Origin of the sequence: Streptomyces sp. NPDC090045, assembly GCF_044747975.1 — a bacterium.
Taxonomy (GTDB): Bacteria; Actinomycetota; Actinomycetes; order Streptomycetales; family Streptomycetaceae; genus Streptomyces.
This window is the reverse complement of record NZ_JBIVFA010000003.1, coordinates 655,721-674,772: the sequence shown is the minus strand read 5'-3', so window position 1 is coordinate 674,772 and position 19,052 is coordinate 655,721. Positions and strand designations below refer to the sequence as shown.

General features: G+C 74.4%; 15 protein-coding genes. 5 read left to right on the top strand and 10 right to left on the bottom strand.

The window, feature by feature from the left end:
- Positions 1-129: 129 nt before the first annotated feature.
- Both ACIPYQ_RS12020 and ACIPYQ_RS12015 read right to left on the bottom strand, forming a co-directional pair.
- A complete protein-coding gene (locus ACIPYQ_RS12020; RefSeq protein WP_361770021.1) occupies positions 130-798 on the bottom strand; it encodes a response regulator transcription factor in 669 nt (222 codons plus the stop codon).
- The gene (locus ACIPYQ_RS12015) at positions 795-2,087 is read right to left on the bottom strand and encodes a sensor histidine kinase (protein ID WP_401249198.1); all 1,293 of its coding nucleotides are present in this window, start codon (positions 2,085-2,087) and stop codon (positions 795-797) included. The genes ACIPYQ_RS12020 and ACIPYQ_RS12015 overlap by 4 nt, the downstream gene beginning before the upstream one ends.
- A gap of 274 nt (positions 2,088-2,361) precedes the next feature.
- Between ACIPYQ_RS12015 and ACIPYQ_RS12010 the strand changes: the two genes are divergently transcribed.
- The gene (locus ACIPYQ_RS12010) at positions 2,362-4,560 is read left to right on the top strand and encodes an MMPL family transporter (protein WP_401249195.1); all 2,199 of its coding nucleotides are present in this window, start codon (positions 2,362-2,364) and stop codon (positions 4,558-4,560) included.
- Positions 4,561-4,674: 114 nt separating this feature from the next.
- On the opposite strand, the gene ACIPYQ_RS12005 is transcribed toward ACIPYQ_RS12010, so the two are convergent.
- The 4 genes from ACIPYQ_RS12005 to ACIPYQ_RS11990 all read right to left on the bottom strand — a co-directional run bounded on the left by ACIPYQ_RS12005 (position 4,675) and on the right by ACIPYQ_RS11990 (position 10,454).
- Entirely contained in the window at positions 4,675-6,468 is a 1,794-nt protein-coding gene (locus ACIPYQ_RS12005; protein ID WP_401249192.1) for an ABC transporter permease/substrate binding protein, read from the bottom strand.
- On the bottom strand, positions 6,468-7,520 hold the full coding sequence (locus ACIPYQ_RS12000) for a glycine betaine/L-proline ABC transporter ATP-binding protein (protein ID WP_401249190.1): 1,053 nt from the start codon (positions 7,518-7,520) through the stop codon (positions 6,468-6,470). Before ACIPYQ_RS12000 ends, ACIPYQ_RS12005 begins: the two co-directional genes overlap by 1 nt.
- 414 nt (positions 7,521-7,934) lie before the next feature.
- Complete coding sequence (locus tag ACIPYQ_RS11995) at positions 7,935-8,732, bottom strand: GntR family transcriptional regulator (RefSeq protein WP_401249187.1); 798 nt, start codon at positions 8,730-8,732, stop codon at positions 7,935-7,937.
- A gap of 126 nt (positions 8,733-8,858) precedes the next feature.
- Positions 8,859-10,454: an IucA/IucC family protein gene (locus tag ACIPYQ_RS11990; RefSeq protein WP_401249184.1), complete on the bottom strand. Its 1,596-nt coding sequence runs from the start codon at positions 10,452-10,454 to the stop codon at positions 8,859-8,861.
- A 107-nt stretch (positions 10,455-10,561) separates the two neighbouring features.
- On the opposite strand from ACIPYQ_RS11990, the gene ACIPYQ_RS11985 reads away from it, so the two are divergent.
- Together ACIPYQ_RS11985 and ACIPYQ_RS11980 are read left to right on the top strand one after the other, a co-directional pair.
- The gene (locus tag ACIPYQ_RS11985; protein WP_401249181.1) at positions 10,562-12,076 is read left to right on the top strand and encodes an IucA/IucC family protein; all 1,515 of its coding nucleotides are present in this window, start codon (positions 10,562-10,564) and stop codon (positions 12,074-12,076) included.
- A gap of 59 nt (positions 12,077-12,135) precedes the next feature.
- On the top strand, positions 12,136-12,804 hold the full coding sequence (locus ACIPYQ_RS11980; RefSeq protein ID WP_401249178.1) for a class I SAM-dependent methyltransferase: 669 nt from the start codon (positions 12,136-12,138) through the stop codon (positions 12,802-12,804).
- Between the two features lie 37 nt (positions 12,805-12,841).
- Here the strand turns inward: ACIPYQ_RS11980 and ACIPYQ_RS11975 are convergent, their stop codons facing one another.
- Positions 12,842-14,035 (bottom strand): cytochrome P450, encoded by a 1,194-nt coding sequence (locus tag ACIPYQ_RS11975; RefSeq protein ID WP_401249175.1) that lies wholly within the window; start codon positions 14,033-14,035, stop codon positions 12,842-12,844.
- A gap of 148 nt (positions 14,036-14,183) precedes the next feature.
- Between ACIPYQ_RS11975 and ACIPYQ_RS11970 the strand changes: the two genes are divergently transcribed.
- Positions 14,184-15,752 carry an FAD-binding oxidoreductase gene (locus tag ACIPYQ_RS11970; RefSeq protein WP_401249172.1) on the top strand — a complete coding sequence of 523 codons (1,569 nt, stop codon included), beginning with the start codon at positions 14,184-14,186 and terminating at the stop codon, positions 15,750-15,752.
- 12 nt (positions 15,753-15,764) lie between these two features.
- Complete coding sequence (locus tag ACIPYQ_RS11965) at positions 15,765-17,048, top strand: trypsin-like peptidase domain-containing protein (protein ID WP_401249169.1); 1,284 nt, start codon at positions 15,765-15,767, stop codon at positions 17,046-17,048.
- Here ACIPYQ_RS11965 and ACIPYQ_RS11960 read toward each other — a convergent pair.
- The 3 genes from ACIPYQ_RS11960 to ACIPYQ_RS11950 all read right to left on the bottom strand — a co-directional run bounded on the left by ACIPYQ_RS11960 (position 17,002) and on the right by ACIPYQ_RS11950 (position 18,971).
- Positions 17,002-17,394 (bottom strand): hypothetical protein, encoded by a 393-nt coding sequence (locus ACIPYQ_RS11960; protein ID WP_401249167.1) that lies wholly within the window; start codon positions 17,392-17,394, stop codon positions 17,002-17,004. The two genes, ACIPYQ_RS11965 and ACIPYQ_RS11960, sit on opposite strands and share 47 nt — an antisense overlap.
- A gap of 111 nt (positions 17,395-17,505) precedes the next feature.
- Positions 17,506-18,048 (bottom strand): HXXEE domain-containing protein, encoded by a 543-nt coding sequence (locus ACIPYQ_RS11955; protein WP_401249164.1) that lies wholly within the window; start codon positions 18,046-18,048, stop codon positions 17,506-17,508.
- The gene (locus ACIPYQ_RS11950; protein WP_401249161.1) at positions 18,045-18,971 is read right to left on the bottom strand and encodes an AEC family transporter; all 927 of its coding nucleotides are present in this window, start codon (positions 18,969-18,971) and stop codon (positions 18,045-18,047) included. Before ACIPYQ_RS11950 ends, ACIPYQ_RS11955 begins: the two co-directional genes overlap by 4 nt.
- Positions 18,972-19,052 lie beyond the last annotated feature (81 nt).

The window sequence follows — 19,052 nt, the reverse complement described above, 5'->3', positions numbered from 1 at the left end:
CGTGCGGTCTGGCTGATCGCACTGTGCCATGGACGTGCCCTTCTCCGCACGGGCGAATCATCCAGTGTTTTGGCTGGTCAGAGGTGTGGTCACCAGGAAAATTCCGGTGCTCTTGCGGGCACTTGGTGATCAACCGCTCGCACAGCCGGCCTCCACCAGGCCCGATTCGTAGGCCGCGATCACCGCCTGCGCACGGTCACGGACGCCCAGCTTGCCGAAGATGCCGGTGATGTGGTTCTTGACCGTGGAGACACTGATGTCCAGGTCCAGGGCGATCTCGGCGTTGCCCCGGCCGCCGGCCAGCAGGCGCCAGATCTCCAGCTCGCGCGGGGTGAGTTCGGCCGGGGTCTCGCCGGCCCACGACCGCGGCCGCACGGGGGTCCGTACGTAGGCGGAGATGAGCCGGGTCAGCAGCCGCGGGGCGACGGCGGCCTCGCCGGTGTGGACGATGCGGACCGCGGCGATCAGCTCCTCCGGGGAGATGTCCTTGGGCAGGAAGCCGTACGCGCCGGCGCGCAGGGCGGCGACCACGTACTCGTCCATGTCGAAGGTGCTGAGGGCGAGGACCCGCGTCGAGGGGAGCGTCCGCGCGAGTTCCTCGGTGGCCTGGACCCCGTCGAGGACCGGCATCCGGATGTCCATGACGACCACGTCGGGCAGCAGCTCGTGGGCGAGGGCGACGGCCCGGGCTCCGTCCTCGGCCTCGCCCACGACCTCGAACTCCGGGTCGGGGCCCAGGATCAGGGCCAGGCCGCGCCGCACCAGCGGCTGGTCGTCGGCTATGAGCACGCGGATCATCGGTGCTGTTCCTCTCTCTCGCCCTCCCCGGGGCCCGCGGGTGGGACCGGAAGGCGGGCCGCCACCCGGAAGCCCCCGCCGTCGAGTGCGGCGGCCTCCAGGGTTCCGCCCTGCAGGGCGACACGCTCGTGCATACCGATCAGACCGTACCCGGCGCGCGCCCCGGACCGGGAGCCCGGCGCCTGCGCTCCCGCCCCGTCGTCGCGCACCTCCACGGCCACCTCGTCCCGCCGGTAGGTGAGCCGGACGCGGGCCCGCGCCTGCCCCGCGTGCTTGCGGGTGTTGGTCAGGGCCTCCTGGACGATCCGGAAGAGCGTGAGGCCCACGGTCGGCGGCAGCGGGCGGACCGGGCCGTCCACGGTGAACTCGGTCTCCGTGCCGGCCAGCCGGGACTCGGTGATGAGCCGGTCGAGGTCGCCGGCCCCGGGCTGCGGGGCCGGCGGGGTGTGCTCCGGCTCCTCCCCGGCCCGGAGGACGTCGAGGAGTTGGCGCATCTCGCGCAGCGCCATCCGCCCGGAGTCCTCCAGGGTGACGAGGGCCTCCCGGACGACCTCCGGGTCGTGCGCCAGGTTGGCCCGCGCCCCGCCGGCCATCAGCTGCATGGTGGTGATGTGGTGGGCGACGATGTCGTGCAGTTCGCGGGCGATCCGGCGGCGTTCCTCGGCCACGGCCCGGTCGGCGAGCAGGGTCCGGTGCGCCTCGGCCTCCCGCTGCCGATGGTTGACCACGACGGCCGCGCCGACGGCGCCGAGGGTGCCGATCGCGTTCGCGAGCAGACCCGACCAGCCGAAGGGCAGGGGCCAGCCGCCCTGGCCGGCGGCGATCAGCGGCACCGCCGCGACGGCCGCTGCCGCGGCAATGGCGGGGCGGCTGAACCGGGCCACCGTGTAGAGGGCCACTATCAGGGTGAGGGTGAAGTGCGGGGTCGGCGGGGTGGTCAGGTTCACGAGCACGCCCAGGGCCAGCACGGCGGCGAGCACCGTCAACGGCCGTGCGCGCCGGGCGACCAGGGGCATCGCCGAGACGACCAGGGAGAGGGCCGCGGTCACGCTCAGGACCCGGCCCTCGGTCTGCATGCCCAGGGAGTAGCCGACGAGGTCAATGGTGCCGGCCGCGACCGCGACGAGTGCGTCGTTGCGCGTCCACGGCGAGCGGTCGGCGCCGCGGTCCGCGCCCGGCTCCACCACCGGGCCGCCCGACCGGCCGGCGCCGCGGTCACTGGCGCGGTCCGCGCGCGCGACGCCGCCGCCGCGTTCCGCTCCCACCGTCACGCTCATACCCACACCCATGCTGCCGGTCCTCCCCGTCGGCCGCTCCTCCCGGCAGGTGCCGGGCTCGCGCGGCCGCGCTCTCCGGTGATCCATTCTGGCACCGGCGGCATCCCCTGCAACCAGTCCCCGGTGTGGGCCCGGACCAGGACTCCGGTCCTGGTCCGGGCCCCCGTACGGACCCTGGTCCCGCGGTGCGGATCCTCCCCTGCCCCGACGTTTTCCCCGCTCCCCGCTGATGGTCTGGAGTCAGGCCGGGAACCCCGGCCGGCACCGTACAGACCGGAGGAGTCCAGTGATCCGCGCCCTGACCCGATTCTCGACGCGAAGTCCATGGAAGGTCATCGCCCTGTGGGCGGTCCTGGGTATCGCAGCCACCATCCTGGGCCAGGCGTTCGTCTTCCGCGCCACCCAGCCCGGCAACGGCGGGTTCCTGCCCGCGCACTACGACTCGGCGGCCGCCCTGAAGATCGCGGAGGACCGGTTCGGCGTGAAGCCGGACGCCAACGTCCTGACCCTGCTGGTGGCCCGCTCGGACGATGCGCCGCTCGGCGCCGCCGACGAGGAGCGCATCGACGCGCAGGCCGCGCAGTTGGCCCGGAAGCGGGTCACCATGCCCAGGACCGAGGAGACGATGCCCCTCGCCCAGGACCACTCGCAGATCCCGCGGGTCAGCCCGGCGATGACGGCGCCCGACCGCTCCTTCCGCCTGCTCTCCGTCGAACTGACCGGAAACCCCGCCGACCCCGGCGTGCAGGACACCTACCGCGCCTTCCGGGATTCCGCACGGGACCGGTTCGCGGAGGAGGGGCTGCGGACCGGCTTCACCGGCGGGATCGCCGACCGCGTGGACACGGCGGACGCCGAGAAGACCAGGACGGCGGTGGTCGGGGCGATCATGCTCGGGGTCATCGTCCTGCTGCACGTACTGGTCTTCCGCAGCGTCCTGGCGGCGCTGCTGCCGCTGCTCGCGGTCTCCGTCATCGGCGGCGCCGCGGCCGGCGTCGTGGTCGGCGCGGCGCTGCTGACCGGCACCGGACTGGCCGATTCCACCCCGGGGCTGATCAGCGTGGTGCTGGTGGGCATCGGCATCGACTACTTCCTCTTCCTCCTGTTCCGCTTCCGGGAGCAGCTGCGCGAACACCCCGGGCAGTCCGGGCGCGAAGCGGCCTCCGAGGTCGCCGGGCGGGTGGGTACGGCCATCACCTCCGCCGCACTGACCATCGTCGCCGCGTTCGCCACGCTCGGGGTCGCCTCCTTCGGCCAGTTCCGGGTGCTCGGGCCGGCCATCGCCCTGTCGGTCCTGGTGATGCTGCTGGGCAGCCTGACCCTGATGCCGGCCCTGCTGGCGGTCACCGGGCGCAGGATGTTCTGGCCCTCCCGGGCCCTGAAGCACGCTCCCCGCGCGGGCTCCGCCGCCCGGCTGGGCGACCGGGTGGCCCGCCGGCCGCTGGCGCTGGTCCTGGCCTCGGTGGCGCTGCTCGGCACGCTGGCCGCCGGCGTCATGGGGATGCGCATGGACTACGGGCAGGGCGGCGCGGGCGCGGAGCGCACGGCCGCGGTCGTCACCGCCGCCGAGATCTCCCGTGCCCTGCCTGCCGGGGTGTCGGACCCGACCAGCGTGTTCGTCACGGCTTCCGACGGCGGCGCGCTCACCGTCGAGCGACTGGGCGGGCTGTCCAAGGCGCTCGCCGGGGTCGGCGGCGTGGGCCAGGTCGCGGAGACCGTGCTGAGCCAGGACCGGCGGGCGGCCCGCATCGACCTGTTCCTGACGGCCGACCCGCAGCGCCAGGAGGCGCGCGACCTGGTCACCGGCCCGGTGAGGGCCGCGGTACGGGCCCACGCGCCGGCCGGTACCGAGGCGCACGTGGGCGGTACGGCGGCGCTCTTCGCCGACATCTCGACCGCCGTGGACAAGGACCTGAAGGTGGTCTTCCCGGTGGCGGCCGTGCTCATCGCGCTGATCCTGCTCGCCCTGCTGCGCAGCCTGCTGGCGCCGGTGATCCTGCTGGCCGCGGTCGGACTCGGCTTCGCCGCGACCCTCGGCGCCTCGACCCTGGTGTTCCAGCGCGCACTGGACCGGCCCGGTGTGGACTTCACCCTCCCGCTGGTGCTGTTCCTGTTCGTGGTCGCGCTGGGCACCGACTACAACATCCTGATGAGCGACCGGATCCGGGAGGAGATGGAGCGGCCGGGTCCGGCGCGGGCGGCGGTGGGCCGCGCCGTGCGGCACACGGCGCCCGCCATCGCCACGGCGGGCCTGGTGCTGGCCGCGTCCTTCGGCAGCCTGGCCGTCACCCCCGCTCCGTCCACCCAGCAGATCGGCTTCGCGACGGCCCTCGGGATCCTGCTCTCCGCCTTCGTCCTGTCGATCGTGCTGGTGCCCGCGCTGGCCGCCCTGCTGGGCCGGTCCATCTGGTGGCCGGTGCGGCCGCGCCGCTCCCGCGCTGCCGCCGGCCCGCAGGAGGCCCCGGACCGCGTGCTGGTCGGCTGAATCACCGCGCGGACATACGAAAGCGCCGGCACGTGCAGGGCCTCGTACGGTCCTGCGCGCGCCGGCGCCTTCGGTGTCGCGCGAGCTCGTCGGTGTCAGGCGAGCTCGTCCGTGTCAGGCGAGCTGGTCGACCTCGGGGTGGTCCCCCAGCCAGGCGCGGACCGCTTCCTGCTCCTTGCCCTTCCCGGTCTCCTGGATCTTCGCCTCCAGGCTGGTCAGCTGCTCCTCGGTGAGCTTGAACGAGCTGAGCCAGCGGGCCACTTCGGGCTCGTCGGCGGCGAAGCCCTTGCGGGCCAGGGTGTGGATCCCGTCGCCCTTGCCCCAGGCCACCTTCGGGTCCTCGAGCTTGGTCAGGTCGTACGTGGAGTACGCCCAGTGCGGGGACCACAGCACGACCGCCACGGGCTCCTTCTTCTCGTAGGCCCGCTTGAGCTCGGCGAGCATGCCGGGGGTGGAGCCGTCGACGACCTGGTACTCGCCTTCGAGGCCGTACTCCTTCAGGACCTTGTCCTTGAGGATGGACATGGCTCCGGCGCTCGGCTCGATGCCGATGATGCGGCCCTTGAACCGACCGGCCTTGCCCTTGAGGTCGGCGAGCGAGCGGACGTCCTTCATGTACGAGGGCACGGACAGCTCCAGCGAGGTGGGGCCGTACCAGGAGCCGAGGTCCTCCAGCTTGTTCCCGTACTTCTCCCAGTACTGCGCGTGCGTGACGGGCAGCCAGGAGTCGGTCTGGAAGTCGAGCTGGCCGCCGGCGAGGCCGGTGTAGAGGGCTCCGGCCTCCAGCTGGCGGGCGTCGACCTTGAAGCCGCGCCGCTCCAGCAGCTCCTTCCACAGGAAGGTGGAGGCGATGCCCTCGTCCCAGGGGATGTATCCGACGGAGACCGTGCGGCCCTTGCCGATGTTCGCGGCGCCGGCCGGTCCGTCCTCGGCGGCCGAGCCGCCGAAGGTGCCGAGACCGCCCGCCGTGAGGGCGAGCACCACGACGCCGGTGAGGGCGTGGGCGGGCCGGGGGCGGTGGTTCCACACCTTGGCCGCGCCGGTGGCGGCGGCCCTCGCCTTGGCCAGGGCGCGCCGGCCGAGCGGGGAGACCTGGCGGCCGAGCGCCCCGGTCATCCGGTCGAGGTACATGGCCAGGATGACGATGGAGATGCCCGCCTCGAAGCCGAGGCCGATGTCGACGTTGCCGATGGCGCGGTACACGGCGCCGCCGAGTCCGCCGCCGCCGACCATGCCGGCGATGACGACCATGGACAGGCCGAGCATGATGACCTGGTTGATGCCCGCCATGATCGTCGGCAGGGCCAGGGGCAGCTGCACCCGGACGAGGGTGTCGCGCGGGGTGGTGCCGAAGGCCTCCGCGGCCTCGACCAGTTCCGCGTCGACCTGACGGATGCCGAGCTCGGTCATCCGTACGCCCGGCGGCAGCGAGAAGATGATGGTGGCGATGATGCCGGGCACCACGCCCACCCCGAAGAAGATGATCCCGGGGATGAGGTAGACCATGGCCGGCATGGTCTGCATGAAGTCCAGGACCGGCCGCAGGACGGCGCTGACCCGGTCGGACCTGGAGGCCCAGATGCCGAGCGGGATCGCGAAGACCAGCGTGACGAGGGTCGCGACCAGGACGAGGGAGAGCGTGGACATCGCGTCGGACCACAGGTCGACGGAGTCGATGAGCGCGAGGCCGGCGAAGGCCAGCAGGCCCGCGAGAAGCCCGCGCAGCCACCAGGCGCCGACCGCGAGGATGCCCGCGAAGAGCAGCGGTGCGGGGGCGGAGAGGACGGCGTCGATGCCGTCGTAGAGGCCGGTCACGAGCGCGCTGATGGCGTCGAACAGCCAGGACAGGTGGCGCTGGAGGAAGTCGACACCGCTGTCGACCCAGGCGCCGAGGTGCAGGCGGGGCATCAGGCGGCCACCTCCGCACAGGCCATCGGGGGCCGTTGTTCGTCGCCGAGGAAGGCGATGAGCCGGTCCTGCGGCACGGAGCCGACGACGGCGCCTTCCGCGTCGGTGACGGCGACCGCGTGCGGGACCCGGGCGCTGACCGCGCACAGGTCGGCGAGCGGGGTGTCGCCATGAACGGTCGGGCAGCCGCAGGCGTCCGCGTCCGCGTCGGGCTCGTCCATGACGGCGTCGGCCGTGAGCACCCGCGAACGGTCGACGTCCTGGATGAAGGAGGCGACGTAGTCGTCGGCGGGGCGGATGAGGATGTCCTCGGCGGTGCCCTGCTGGACGATGCGGCCGTCGCGCATGACGGCGATGCCGTCGCCGATGCGCATCGCCTCGTTGAGGTCGTGGGTGATGAAGACGATGGTCTTCTTGAAGCGCTTCTGGAGCTCCAGCAGCTGGTCCTGCATGTCACGGCGGATCAGCGGGTCCAGGGCGCTGAAGGACTCGTCCATCAGCAGGAGGTCGGCGTCGGTGGCGAGGGCCCGGGCGAGGCCGACCCGCTGCTGCATGCCGCCGGAGAGCTCGTCGGGCCAGGAGTTCTCCCAGCCCTCCAGGCCGCACAGGGCCAGGGCCTCGGCGGCGCGCCGGTCGCGCTCGGCGCGGGGGACGCCCTGGACCTCCAGGCCGTAGCCGGCGTTCTCCAGGACGTTGCGGTGCGGGAAGAGCGCGAAGTGCTGGAAGACCATGGAGATCTTCGTGGACCGTACGCGGCGCAGCTCGCCCGCGCTGAGGGCGGTGAGGTCCTGGCCGTCGAAGAGGATGCGTCCCGCGGTGGGCTCCAGCAGTCCGTTCAGCATGCGCAGCAGCGTGGACTTGCCGGACCCCGACAGACCCATGACGACGAAGATCTGGCCGGGTTCGACGCTGAACGAGGCGTCGATCACTGCGGCCGTGGTGCCGTCGGCACGCAACTCGTTGCGGTCGGTGCCGCTTTCGAGTGCGCGGACGGCGTCGTCGGGTCGCCTTCCGAACACCTTGTAGACGTGCTCGGCTTGGAGCGTGGACACATAAACCTCACGGGTCGTACGGGGTACGGCGCGCGCCGGCGGACTGGCGGACCGTAGAGCGGGACGGGATCTGCCCGTGTGCGCCCCGCCTCCGGCAGCAAGGCCGGAGGACGTGGTTCCGCTCCAGCAGTCCACGATGCCCCGCATTCACCAGCGCAAACACCAGCGTGATTCTGGTCACTTGCCGAAGGGGGAACCGCGGCGCGCGGGTCCGCGGTGCGGGCCGGGCGGCGACGCGCGGCCGCCGGGACGGAGTTGGGACGGACGCCCGGCGACCGGAATGTCCGCCGGGCCCGGCGCGCCGCCGCCCCCGGCGTGTCGGAGCCCACACCGCGCGTCCGGCGGGTGGACCGGGCCCCGGCGGCCCGGGGTGTGACCTGTGCGACTCGTAGGCCGGTGGCCGCGGGGTGTGACCTACGTGACGCGGAAGCCGGTGGCCGCCGGGTCCCGGCGGTCGCGGTGGAAGGTCAGGCGGTCCCACGTGGGGAAGGCCAGGTCGGTGACGGCCAGCAGCCGGCCCGAGGCGTCGTGCAGGGTGCGGCGCACCGTGAGGCCGCAGGACGTGGGGGCGGCCGGCGGGTGGGTGGTGCGGGTCATGGTGAGGGTCTCGGCGACCCGGCCGCCCGCCGCGGCGCGGTCGAGCCAGCGCTGCAGCGGGATGAGGTCCTCGTCGCGGAGCGCCGCCACCCGGTTGCGGTAGTCGGCCAGCTCGGGGTCCCGCGCGACGGCGCCCGGGCTGAAGTACGTGACGGCGTCGCGGAGGGTCTCTCCGGCCGGGCCGCGTTCGCGATGGTGATGGACCAGGGTGCGGTCGCCGCCGGCCATGCCGAGCAGCCCGGCGAGCGAGGGCGGGACGGTGACCAGGGTGAGCCGGATCCGGGTGAGGGCGGGCCCGGCGGAGGCGGTCCACACGGCCGTCGGCCCGGCCGCGGGCGCGCTCCCCGGCCCGGCCGTGGCGGGGACCACCACGGCGGTGACGGCGGGTCGGGTGCCGCGGCGGCCGGTGACAACCAGGCCGTCCTCGCGCAGGCGCTGGAGGGCGGCCCGGATGGTCTGCCGGTTGACCTCGTAACGGGCGGCCAGGCTGCGTTCGGAGGGCAGTCTGCCGCCGGGGGTGCGTGCGGCGCGCTCGAGATCGCGGCGCAGTGCTGCGGCGATCCGCTGGTACTTGGGCATGGCGGCCGGGCCGCCGCCCCGCGAAGGGGAGGGCATGGCTTCTCCTCTGACGGGTGGTCAAGGACTGCGCGGTCTGCCCGACCAACCTAGCATTGGTCTATACCTTTCGTGAGGGGGGATCCGGGAACGCGGCCCACCTTGGCCGGATCCGTACATCACCGCTCACTCCCTCAGCGGGTTGGGCAGGGGCAGGTAGCGGGCGTCCGCGCCGTCCGCCCGCGTCCAGCGCAGCAGCAGGTTGGTCTTGGCCGGCAGGGTCGGGGCGGCGAGCAGCTCCGCGATCTCGGGCAGCCCGCGCTCGGCGTCGTAGCGCAGGAGTTCCTCCCGTACGGCCGGCCACAACAGCGGCGAGATGTCCGGATACCGTCCGGCCAGCGCACCCGCGATCTCCGCCAGGTGGTTGACGACGAGGCAGTAGACCAGGCGCTGCCAGGCGTCCGCGCGCGGCAGGTCCGGCAGCAGCTTCACCCCTTCCGCGTCCCGGAAGAGGGCCTGCACGGGCATGCCCTGCGCGTCGACGGCGACCAGGGTGTTCTGCAGGTGGGCCTCCAGCACGACTCCGTGCCGGGCGAACAGCTCCAGCACGGGCGGCACGACCTGGCGCAGGTACGCCCGCCACCAGCGGACGGGGTCGGTGGCGCCGGCCGGCGGGCTCCCCGCGTAGCCCTCGGCGAGCGCGGCGGCCAGCAGCGGGGTGGTCCCGGGCACGCTGTGGGCGTGCAGGCCGTCGCGGACGAGGACGGCGAGCTCCTCGAAGCCGAAGGAGGCGGTGCGGTAGCCGCGGTCGGCCAGCCAGGCCGCGTCCGAGCCGGTCCGGCGCAGCGCGGCGAAACCGGCTTCCACGGCCGCGTCGGTGCGGCGCAGTTTCAGCAGGTCGTGCCGCCACAGCCGGCGCACGTCGTTGGTGATCCGGACGTCGAGGCTGAACTTCACGAAGAGGTCGGCCGCCGGGTCCGGTACGTACAGGGTCCGGATCGAGGCGGTGGGCCAGACGGGCCGGCGGCTCTCTCCGAGCCGCAGCAGCCGCCCGTCGGCGAGGGCCTCGCGCACCGCGGGCCGGTCGCCCACCAGGTCGAGCTGCCAGGGGTGGGCGGGCAGCAGTCGGTAGCCGGCCGGGGCGCGCGGCCCGTCGAGGGCGTCGGCCAGGGAGTCGATCGCGTCGGCGGCGGCCGGGCCGCCCTCCTCGGCGGCCTGGTCCTCGCGCAGCCCGAGGAAGACCAGCGGGAAGCGGGCGTGGGCCTCCGGCGCGTACGGCAGCCAGCTTCCGGCCGGGGCCCCGCCCCGGGCCTTGGGGGCGGGGTGGTGCGGGTGGCCCATCACCAGGGACTGCTCGGAGAGCACGTACGGGTCCTCCGGGACCCCGGCACCGGCCCGGGCGGCCAGCAGCGCGGCGATCGCGTCCCGGCTGTCGGTGATCTCGACCGGGAGCTCGTCGTTGGGGACGCCGGTGTACCGGCCCAGTTCGTCGGAGACGAGCTTGACCAGTTCGGCGTGGCCGAGCGGATGCCAGCCCGCGGCCGTGCGCAGTTCGGGGCGCACCGGCCGGCGTCCGCCGCGCACCCGGAGCAGCCGCCCGCTGCCGCGCAGCCGGTGGATTCCCACGCCCACCGCCCCGCCCGCGCCGTACTCTTCGGCGGGGCCGCCGCTCCCGGCGGGTTCGACGGGGTCGGCCGTCTCCCGCAGCAGGCAGTTGAGGAGCGGGGTGGCGGCGTACGCGTCGGCGGCGGCGTTGAGGTCCACTGATTCCATTCGGTCCATCCGGTGCGCCGGGGGTCCGCGAGGCGTAACCACCGGTCGTGATCGTCGGTATCCGCAATGATTACTTGATCATCCCGTAAAGCGATATTCCGATGTCGGAGCCCAGCATGTACTTTCCCTCCTCCCCGGCCGAAGAGGCCGTCGCGGCCGAACTGGCCGGTGTACGGCCCTCGCTCGGCCCCGGGTACGCCGCCGCCCTGAGCGGTGCCCGGGCAGCCGTGCTGACCCGGCTGTGGCGGGCGCTGGTCTTCGAACCGCTGCCCTGGGTCGTGGGCCGGGAGCGCGGGCCGGACGGCCTGGCGCTCCTCCTGGCCGGCGGTTCCCGGCTCGAGGGCCCGCTGCCGGATCCGTACGCGACCGAGCCGTACGTGAGCGAACTGCTGCTCGACGGACGGGCCTACGGGCAGGCCGCCGCGCTGGTCACGGCGCTGGGGCCGGCGCACGGGAAGGGGTTCGCCGCCGAACTCGACGGCAGTACGGCCTCCCTCGCGCTCTCCCGGGCCGGCCAGGCCCCCGCCGGGGAGGATGGCGCCCCGGGGGCCACCTGGGAGTGGGAGCAGCGGGTGGTGGACGGCCATCCGTACCATCCGAACTGCCGTTCCCGGCCGGGCTTCTCGGTGGCCGAGCAGCTGGCGTACGCGCCCGAACACCGCCCGGTGGTGGAGCTCGGCCTGGTCGCCGTACCGGCTGAAAAGTGCCTGGTCACCGGCGACTGGCCGGAGTCGCTGCGGGACGCGGGGCAGATCCTGGTCCCGGTGCATCCGTGGCAGGCGGCGCACGTGCTGCGCCACGAGCGGGTGCGGCCCGGTTTCGCGGCGCACCCGCTGATGGCCCTGCGCACGCTGGCGCCCGCGGACGGCGGCCCCCATGTGAAGACGGCGCTGAGCGCCCGGCTGACCTCCTCCGTACGGGACATCTCCGTCTACTCCATCGAGACGGCGGCGGCCGTGTCCGCCTTCGCCCAGGGCCTGTCCGAGCGGCTCGACGGCCGGCTGCACATCACCCGCACCCTCGGCGCGGCGACCGCGCACACTCCGGACCTGGCGGCCGTGCTGCGCGAGCCGCCGGAGGTCCACGCGGACGCCGCCGCCGGTGAGCGGGTGCTCCCGGTGGCGGCCCTGGCCTCGTTCCCGCCGGCGCGATCGGCGGCCTGGCGGGCGGACTTCGCCCGGCTCGCGCTGTCGGTGTGCCTGCGGGTGCTGGAGCTGGGGGTGGCCCTGGAGGCCCACGGCCAGAACCTCCTCGTCGTCCTCTCGGCCACCGGGGCTCCGATCCGGCTGGTCTACCGCGACCTCGCCGACATCCGGATCAGCCCGGTCCGGCTCGTCCGGCACGGCCTGCCGGTGCCGCCGCTGTCCGGCCGGCTGATCACCGACGACGTGACCGTGCTGCGGCGCAAGCTGTTCGGATCCCTCCTGACGGGGGCGCTGGGCGCCACGGTGGGCTCGGCCGGGGCCTTCGCCGAGGCCCTCGCCGAGGTCGCCGCGCTGCCGTCGACCTCCGACACCGAGGCCCTGCTGACCCGGCCGCTGCCCACCAAGGCGCTCACCCTGATGCGGCTGAGCCCCGCGATCCCCGGCGATCAGTGGGCGGAGCTGCCCAATCCGCTGGCCGGAGGGTGAGCCGGAGCACCACGGGCGGGGGTCCCCCGGACTGATCCGGGCGGCTACTGTCCAGGGGTATGACGGAGACCTCGGACCTGACCTCGGTGAGGGCGTCCTACGACGCCGTCGCCGTCGACTACGCCCGGCTCGTCGGCACGGAACTGGCCAGGAAGCCACTGGACCGGGCCATGCTGGCCGCCTTCGCCGAGTACGTGCGCGGCGCCGGCGTGCGCGGGAACGGGGGCCGCGGCGGCCGGGCGGTCGCCGACCTGGGCTGCGGCCCCGGCCGGGTCACGGCCCATCTGGACGGGCTCGGCGTACGGGCCTTCGGCGTCGACCTGTCCCCGGCGATGGTGGCGGTGGCCCGCCGGACGTACCCGGGGCTGCGGTTCGAGGTGGGGGCGATGGCCGCGCTGGACGTCGCCGACGGGGTGCTCGGCGGGGTCCTGGCCTGGTACTCCACCGTACACACCCCGCCCGCTGAACTGCCCGTGGTGTTCGCGGAGTTCGCCCGGGTGCTGGCGCCGGGCGGCTACACCCTGATCGCCTTCGAGGCGGGCGACGAGCGGATCCGGCTGGAGCACGCCTACGGGCATCCGTTCGCACTCGACGTGTACGGGACGCCGCCCGACCTGATCGCGGACCTGCTGGCCGGGGCCGGACTGGCCGAGGTGGCCCGCCTGGTCCGCGAGCCGGACTCCCTGGAGAAGTCCCCCCAGGGCTTCCTGCTGGCGCGCAAGGGGTGACCCGGGGGAGGCCGCCCGGCCGCCGGACGGTCCTCGCTCACCAGCGCAGCGGCAGCCGGGTCACGCCCCGCATCAGCCCGCCCGGAAGCCAGTCCCGCGGCCCCGCGTCCGGGTCCTCGGCCAGGTCCGGGAAGCGCTCCAGCAGGGCCCGGACCGCGATGCGGCCCTCCATCCGGGCGAGCGGGGCGCCGAGGCAGAAGTGGATGCCGTGCCCGAAGGCGAGGTGGCCCGGGCCGGGGCGGCGGATGTCGAACACGTCGGGCCCGGGCCGCGCGAAACGCGCCGGGTCCCGGTCCGCCGCGGCGAGGGCGACCAGCACGGAGGAACCGGCGGGGATCAGGGTGCCGCCGAGCTCCAGGCCTGTGCGGGCGAAGCGGTACGTGGCGTGCTGGACCGGGCCGTCGTAGCGCAGCATCTCCTCCACGGCCCCGTCAATCAGGCCGTCCGGGTCGGCGCGCAGGGCTGCGAGCTGGTCGGGGTGCGCGAGCAGGGCCCGCACGCCGTTGCCGATCAGGTTCACGGTGGTCTCGTGGCCCGCGACCAGCAGCAGGAAGGCCATCCCGATCAGTTCGTCCGGGGAGAGCCGGTCGCCGTCCTCGTCACGGGTCCGGATCAGGTCGCTGAGCAGGTCATCGCCGGGATCCTCGGCCTTGGCCCCGACGAGTTCCAAGAGGTACGCGGTCATCTCCGCCATGACCCGGCCGTCCGCGCCGACCCCGTCCAGCGGGGCGACGATCTCGTTCGACCAGAAGCGGAACCGCGCGCGGTCCAGGCCGGGCACGCCGAGGAGTTCACAGATCACGGTCATCGGCAGGGGTACGGCGAAGGACCCGATGAGGTCGGCCCGCCGGTCGTGCCGGGCCGCCATCGCGTCGAGCAGTTCGTCGGTGATCTGCTGGACGCGGGGGCGCAGGGAGCCGATCCGGCGGGCGGTGAACTCCCGGGCCACCAGGGCGCGCAGCCGGGTGTGGTGGGGCGGGTCCGCGTCCAGCATGCTCGTGGCGACCGCCGGGACGGGCGTGTCCCCGAACGGCCCGGTGCCGAACCAGTTCTTCGACAGGGCCGGGTGGCCCAGGGCCTGCCGGGCTTCCTCGTGGCCGACGACCAGCCACGTCCGCTCGCCGCCCAGCACCACTTCGTGGACGGGGCCGGCGGTGCGCAGCGCGGCGTAGAAGGGGTACGGATCGGCGTTGAAGTCTTCGGTGTGCGTGCTGAGGTCGACGAGGGGCATGGGCGCAGCCTAGGGGGCCGGTGCCGTCCGGACCGGTCCGTCCATACGACAAGCCGAACCGTTTCGGCCATGAGCCGTTCGGGGGGTCGGCCGGTGTGTGTGGGCCCGCCTTCGCGGGGATCGGGGCGGGCGGTGGCAGGAAGGAGGTATGAGCCTCCATCGCCGCCAAGTCCTGGGCAGCGCCGCCGCGGCGGTCCTCGCCACCGTGGGCGCTGCCGCCCGGGGCCCGGACTACGGTGCGCTGGCCCGCGGGATCGACGGGCGGGTGGTGCTCCCCGGCGACCGGGACTTCGCCGAGGCCCGCCGGCTGTTCCAGCCCCGCTACGACGCGGTCGCGCCCGCCGCGGTGGCCTACCCGGCGCACGCCGCGGACGTGGCCGTCTGCCTCGACTTCGCCCGCCGCTCCGGCGCGGCCGTCGTCCCGCGCGGCGGCGGGCACGGCTACGCCGGCTGGTCCACCCGCGCCGGCGCCCTGGTCGTCGACACCGGGGCCATGGCGGGAGTGGCGGTCGAGGGGGACGGCGTACGGATCGGCGCGGGGGCCCGGCTCGGGGACCTGCACGCCGCCCTCGCCGGGCGGGGGCTGGCCGTCCCGACCGGGCTTTGCCCGTCCGTCGGCATCGCCGGGCTCACCCTCGGGGGTGGTCTGGGGCTGGCCTCGCGGGCGTACGGGACCACCGCGGACCGGCTCACGGGAGCCCGGGTGGTGACGCCCGACGGGCGCGTGCGCGAGGTCGCCGCCGACCGGGATCCGGACCTCTTCTGGGCCCTGCGCGGCGGCGGTGGCGGCAACTTCGGCATGGTCACCGAGTTCCGCTTCCGCCCGTACCCCGCACCCCGGGACTGCGCCTTCGCCGAACTCCACTGGCCCGGCGGCGACTCCGCGGACGTCCTGCGCGGCTGGCAGCGCTGGCTGGCCGGGCTCCCGGACCCGTTCTGGAGCCAGGTGGAGTTCACCGTCGAAGCCGGTTCCGGTGCCGGGGCCGGTGCCGGGGCGGGTGCCGGGGCAGCGGGTGCCGGGGCGGTGGCGCCCCCGGCGGTGCGGGTGGTGTGCCTCGACGGGCGCGGGGAGCTGGAACGGCAGTTGACCCGGCTGACGGACCTGGTCGGCGGACCGCCGCAGGACGACTGGACCGTCGTACGCAGCCACGCGGACACCCTGCGGGCCATGTCCGGCTGCCTGGATCTGACCGCGGCTCAGTGCCGGCTGCCGGGCACCCTGCCCGGCCGGGACCCGCAGGGGCGGCTCGACCGGCACTCCTACGCCGCCCGCTCCGACTTCTGGGCGGGCGCCGGGCTGCCGGACGCGGCGATCGGCACGGTCCTGGACGCGGTGCGGCGGTACGGGGCCGAGGCCGGCGTTCCCCGGGGCGGGCTCGCGGTGGTGCAGTTCGACGGGGTCTGCGGCGGCGCGCTGAACCGGGTCGCGGTCGCGGACACCGCCTTCGCGCACCGCGACAGTGCCTTCCTCGCCCAGTACCTCGTCCACTGGCCCGAGTCCGCGCCGGCCGCCGAGGTGGCCCGGCACGAGGCCTGGCTCGACGGGCTCTGGCAGGACCTGCGGCCCTGGGCGAGCGGCCGCGCCTACCAGAACTACACCGACCCGAAGCTCACCGGCTGGCGCGAGGCCTACTACGGCCCGAACCTCGCCCGCCTGCAGGAGGTCCGGCGTGCCTACGACCCGGACCGGCTGTTCCGTTTCCCCCAGGCCCTTTAGGGAGTGTCCGGCATGCGACGTATGGTGACGATGGCCGCGCTGGCGGCCGCCCTGCTGGTGCCCGGAGGTCCCCTGCCGGTGGCCGAGGCCGGGGGCACCGCCACGGTGAGCGCGGGCCGCTGGTCCGCCCACGAGGCCGAGACCTTCTGGACGCCCGAACGGATGGCCGCGGCCGCCCCGCTGCCCCCCGCGACACCGGAGCCCCCCGAACCGGAGGCGCCCGAACCGCCGTTGGAACCCCTCGCGCCCGTTGAACCACTGGAGCCGGCGCCCGTCGGAACGCCTGCGCCGGCACCGCCGATCGCCCTCCCGATCCCGTCCCCGGTCACGCCGGAGCCGCCCGTGACCCCGTCCCCGCTCGTCCCCGTACCCGTACCCGAGGCTCCGACACCGACACCGACACCGACGCCGACCCTGCTGCCGCTGCCCGTTCCGAAGCCGGCACCGACACCGACACCGACACCGACACCGACACCGACACCCAAGCCGACGCCGACCCCGACGCCGACCCCGAAGCCTTCTCTGCTGCCCGCCCCCGCGCGGCCCGTCGTGCCTCGGGTGCCGGTCACCGACCCCGGCATCGGGCAGAACTTCGACGGCATCCCGGTCGTCGGCCGGATGTTCCTCGTCAAGGGCGGCGGGTCCTACTTCTGCACCGCGAGCGTCGTCGCCTCCCCCGGCCGCAACCTGGTGCTCAGCGCCGCGCACTGCCTGCTCGGTTCGGACACCCAGCAGGTGGCCTTCGTACCGCGCTACACGAAGGCGAAGCCGCAGCCGTACGGCATGTTCCCGGTCCTGCGGGACGCGGCCGGGCGCTCCAGGATCTGGATCGACCCGCGCTACCGCTCCCAGGGCCCCGACCGCGCCGCCACCCTCGACGTGGCCTTCGCCCAGGTGGGGCCCGACGCGCGCGGCTTCCCCGTACAGGACGTGGTCGGCGGGAACCGGCTGGTCACCGGCGCCGGTTACGCACACGCGAAGGTGTCGCTGATCGGGTACCCGGCCTCCGCCGCCCGTCCGCGCCTGTGCGTGAACCGGACGACGAAGTTCACCAGCAAGGACGCGCGGATCCCGGGATCGTTCCTGCGCATCGACTGCACCGGCTACCCCGGCGGGACCAGCGGCGGCCCGTTCCTGCTCCGCTACAACGCAAAGACGGGGACCGGTGACGTGGTGGGCGTCATCGGCGGCTGGAAGACGGGCGGGGACACCGCCGACACCTCGTACAGCTCCTACTTCGGCACGGACGTCAGGAAGTTGTACGAGAAGGCGGTTGCCGGGGCGAAGGTGCGGTGAGCACCCGCACCCAGCGGGTCCTGCGCGGGTTCCCGACCGTACGCGGCGTCGCCGGGAGCCCGTCGCCGGTGGCCACGACGGCGGACGCGAGGCCGAGCCTGCGGCGGAGGTCGGCGAGGGCGGCGTGGACGGGCGCGAGGACGACCTCCGCGCCCGGGTCGATGGACGCGAGGGCGTGGGCGGTGGTCTCGATCGCCTCGGCGGCGTCCTCGGCCGCGGTCCGGCTCCACCCTCCGGGTGCTCCGATACCCCAGGGCGCGATGGTGTCGTAGAGGTGGCAGGCGGCATCGGCCACGGCGTCGGCCCGTTCCCCGACGCCCGGCGCCGCGATGGTCGGCAGTTCCATGCCGGGTCAACGAGCCGGTCCCGCCCGGGGGTACGACCGGATGCCCCGCGGGGCGAGCCGGTGCCCGGCGGGGCGTTCCGTCCGGCCCGTCGGCCCGCCCCGCGCGACGGCCTAACGCGCGGTCGCCGCCCGGCGGATCCGGCGGGCCACGGCGTGCGAGGCCGCGGTGGCGGCCCCGGCGAGCGCCAGGCCCTGGACCACGTCGCGCGCCCGGGTGGGCCGCAGGACCCCGTCGCGGCGCAGCCGGCCGCGCGCCCACAGGGTGAAGGGGATCACGAGCAGCGGGGAGGTGACCACGCCGGGCGTGTACCCGCGGGTCGCGGCGGCCTGTGCGAGGTGGACGAGTCCGTGCAGGCCGAAGCCGTTCAGGGAGGCCTGGTAGAAGGCCGAGCGCCCGCCGGTGCGGTGGCCGTCGGCGGAGGCGGCCGCGACGATGAGTCCCATCACGCCGACCGCGGTGGCGAACTCGGGGCCGTCCACGGCTTCCATGCTCCGCCAGACCCGGTCGGGTACGCGGGGGTGGCGTTCGCGCAGCACCGGGACCCGGGTGCGGGTCCAGCGCGCCACGGTGGCCATTTCTTCGAGGTCGTGCACGGTCCAGGCGGCGAGCAGTCCGAGGGTGACGGCGCTGCGCGGTATCGAGGATGCGTTCATGCTGCAACAGTCTGCAGCCACAAGGGCAGAAGGAGGAGCGACACGAGCGAACTCTTGATCACCAGCGACGCGGAGAGGTCGACGCCCACGTCGTAGCGCTGGGCGAAGATGAAGAGGTTCTGCGGGGTCGGCATCGCCGCGATCAGGACGAGGTACGCCAGCCACTCGCCCCGGACGCCGAAGAGCATCCCGCACACCACCCACGTCAGCAGCGGGAACGCCAGGCACTTGAAGCCCACGAGGGCCAGCTCCTCGCGCGTGGTGCCCCGCAGGTGCAGGCCGAGGGCGAACAGGGCGACCGGCGAGGCGCTGTCGCCGACGAAGGCGGCGCCGTCCAGGACCACGCCCGGCACCTTCACCGAGAGCAGGTTGAGCAGGATGCCCGCGTTGCAGGCGAGGACCACCGGGGTGGTGAGCGAGGCACCGACGGCGCGGGCGAGGCGCCGGGCCGGGCCGCCCGAGTCGGGGCCCGCGCGGCCCAGTTCCATGAGGGCGATGACGACCAGGGACAGCACGCAGACCTGGAACAGCAGGATCGGGAAGATCGGCGCCGCCGTCCCGAACACGGTGATGAAGACGGGGACGGCGAAGTAGGCCGTGTTGACCTGGACCCCGGCCATCACGCGCAGCGCCACGACGCGGGGCTCCCGGATGCCGTGGACGACGGCCGCCACGGTGACCGCTCCGACCGCGAGGGCCGCCGACCCGGCGTAGCCGCCGATCGCCCGCCAGTTGAAGAGGGCCGCGAGGTCGCTGGCGTAGATGTTGCCGAAGAGGTAGCAGGGGACGGCGAAGAGGAAGGCGTAGTCGGAGAAGACCTTCGAGGCCTCGGCCGGGACGATCTTGCGGCGCGCGAGCACCACCCCGCCCCCGAAGGCCAGCAGCACCGGCACCAGTTTCTCCAGCGCGGCTGCCCCACCCATGCCCGTCGTCCCCCGTGATCGCCCGGCGAGCAGCCTACCCGTACTCCGGTTCGGGGCCCGTCGGCGCATAGGCTGGTCCGA

Excerpts from the sequence above, each read along its gene's own strand:
- ACIPYQ_RS12020 (WP_361770021.1), bottom strand. The coding sequence starts at position 798 with ATGATCCGCGTGCTCATAGCCGACGACCAGCCGCTGGTGCGGCGCGGC.
- ACIPYQ_RS12015 (WP_401249198.1), bottom strand. The coding sequence starts at position 2,087 with ATGGGTGTGGGTATGAGCGTGACGGTGGGAGCGGAACGCGGCGGCGGC.
- ACIPYQ_RS12005 (WP_401249192.1), bottom strand. The coding sequence starts at position 6,468 with ATGCCCCGCCTGCACCTCGGCGCCTGGGTCGACAGCGGTGTCGACTTC.
- ACIPYQ_RS11995 (WP_401249187.1), bottom strand. The coding sequence starts at position 8,732 with ATGCCCTCCCCTTCGCGGGGCGGCGGCCCGGCCGCCATGCCCAAGTAC.
- ACIPYQ_RS11990 (WP_401249184.1), bottom strand. The coding sequence starts at position 10,454 with ATGGACCGAATGGAATCAGTGGACCTCAACGCCGCCGCCGACGCGTAC.
- ACIPYQ_RS11985 (WP_401249181.1), top strand. The coding sequence starts at position 10,562 with ATGTACTTTCCCTCCTCCCCGGCCGAAGAGGCCGTCGCGGCCGAACTG.
- ACIPYQ_RS11980 (WP_401249178.1), top strand. The coding sequence starts at position 12,136 with ATGACGGAGACCTCGGACCTGACCTCGGTGAGGGCGTCCTACGACGCC.
- ACIPYQ_RS11975 (WP_401249175.1), bottom strand. The coding sequence starts at position 14,035 with ATGCCCCTCGTCGACCTCAGCACGCACACCGAAGACTTCAACGCCGAT.
- ACIPYQ_RS11970 (WP_401249172.1), top strand. The coding sequence starts at position 14,184 with ATGAGCCTCCATCGCCGCCAAGTCCTGGGCAGCGCCGCCGCGGCGGTC.
- ACIPYQ_RS11965 (WP_401249169.1), top strand. The coding sequence starts at position 15,765 with ATGCGACGTATGGTGACGATGGCCGCGCTGGCGGCCGCCCTGCTGGTG.
- ACIPYQ_RS11960 (WP_401249167.1), bottom strand. The coding sequence starts at position 17,394 with ATGGAACTGCCGACCATCGCGGCGCCGGGCGTCGGGGAACGGGCCGAC.
- ACIPYQ_RS11955 (WP_401249164.1), bottom strand. The coding sequence starts at position 18,048 with ATGAACGCATCCTCGATACCGCGCAGCGCCGTCACCCTCGGACTGCTC.
- ACIPYQ_RS11950 (WP_401249161.1), bottom strand. The coding sequence starts at position 18,971 with ATGGGTGGGGCAGCCGCGCTGGAGAAACTGGTGCCGGTGCTGCTGGCC.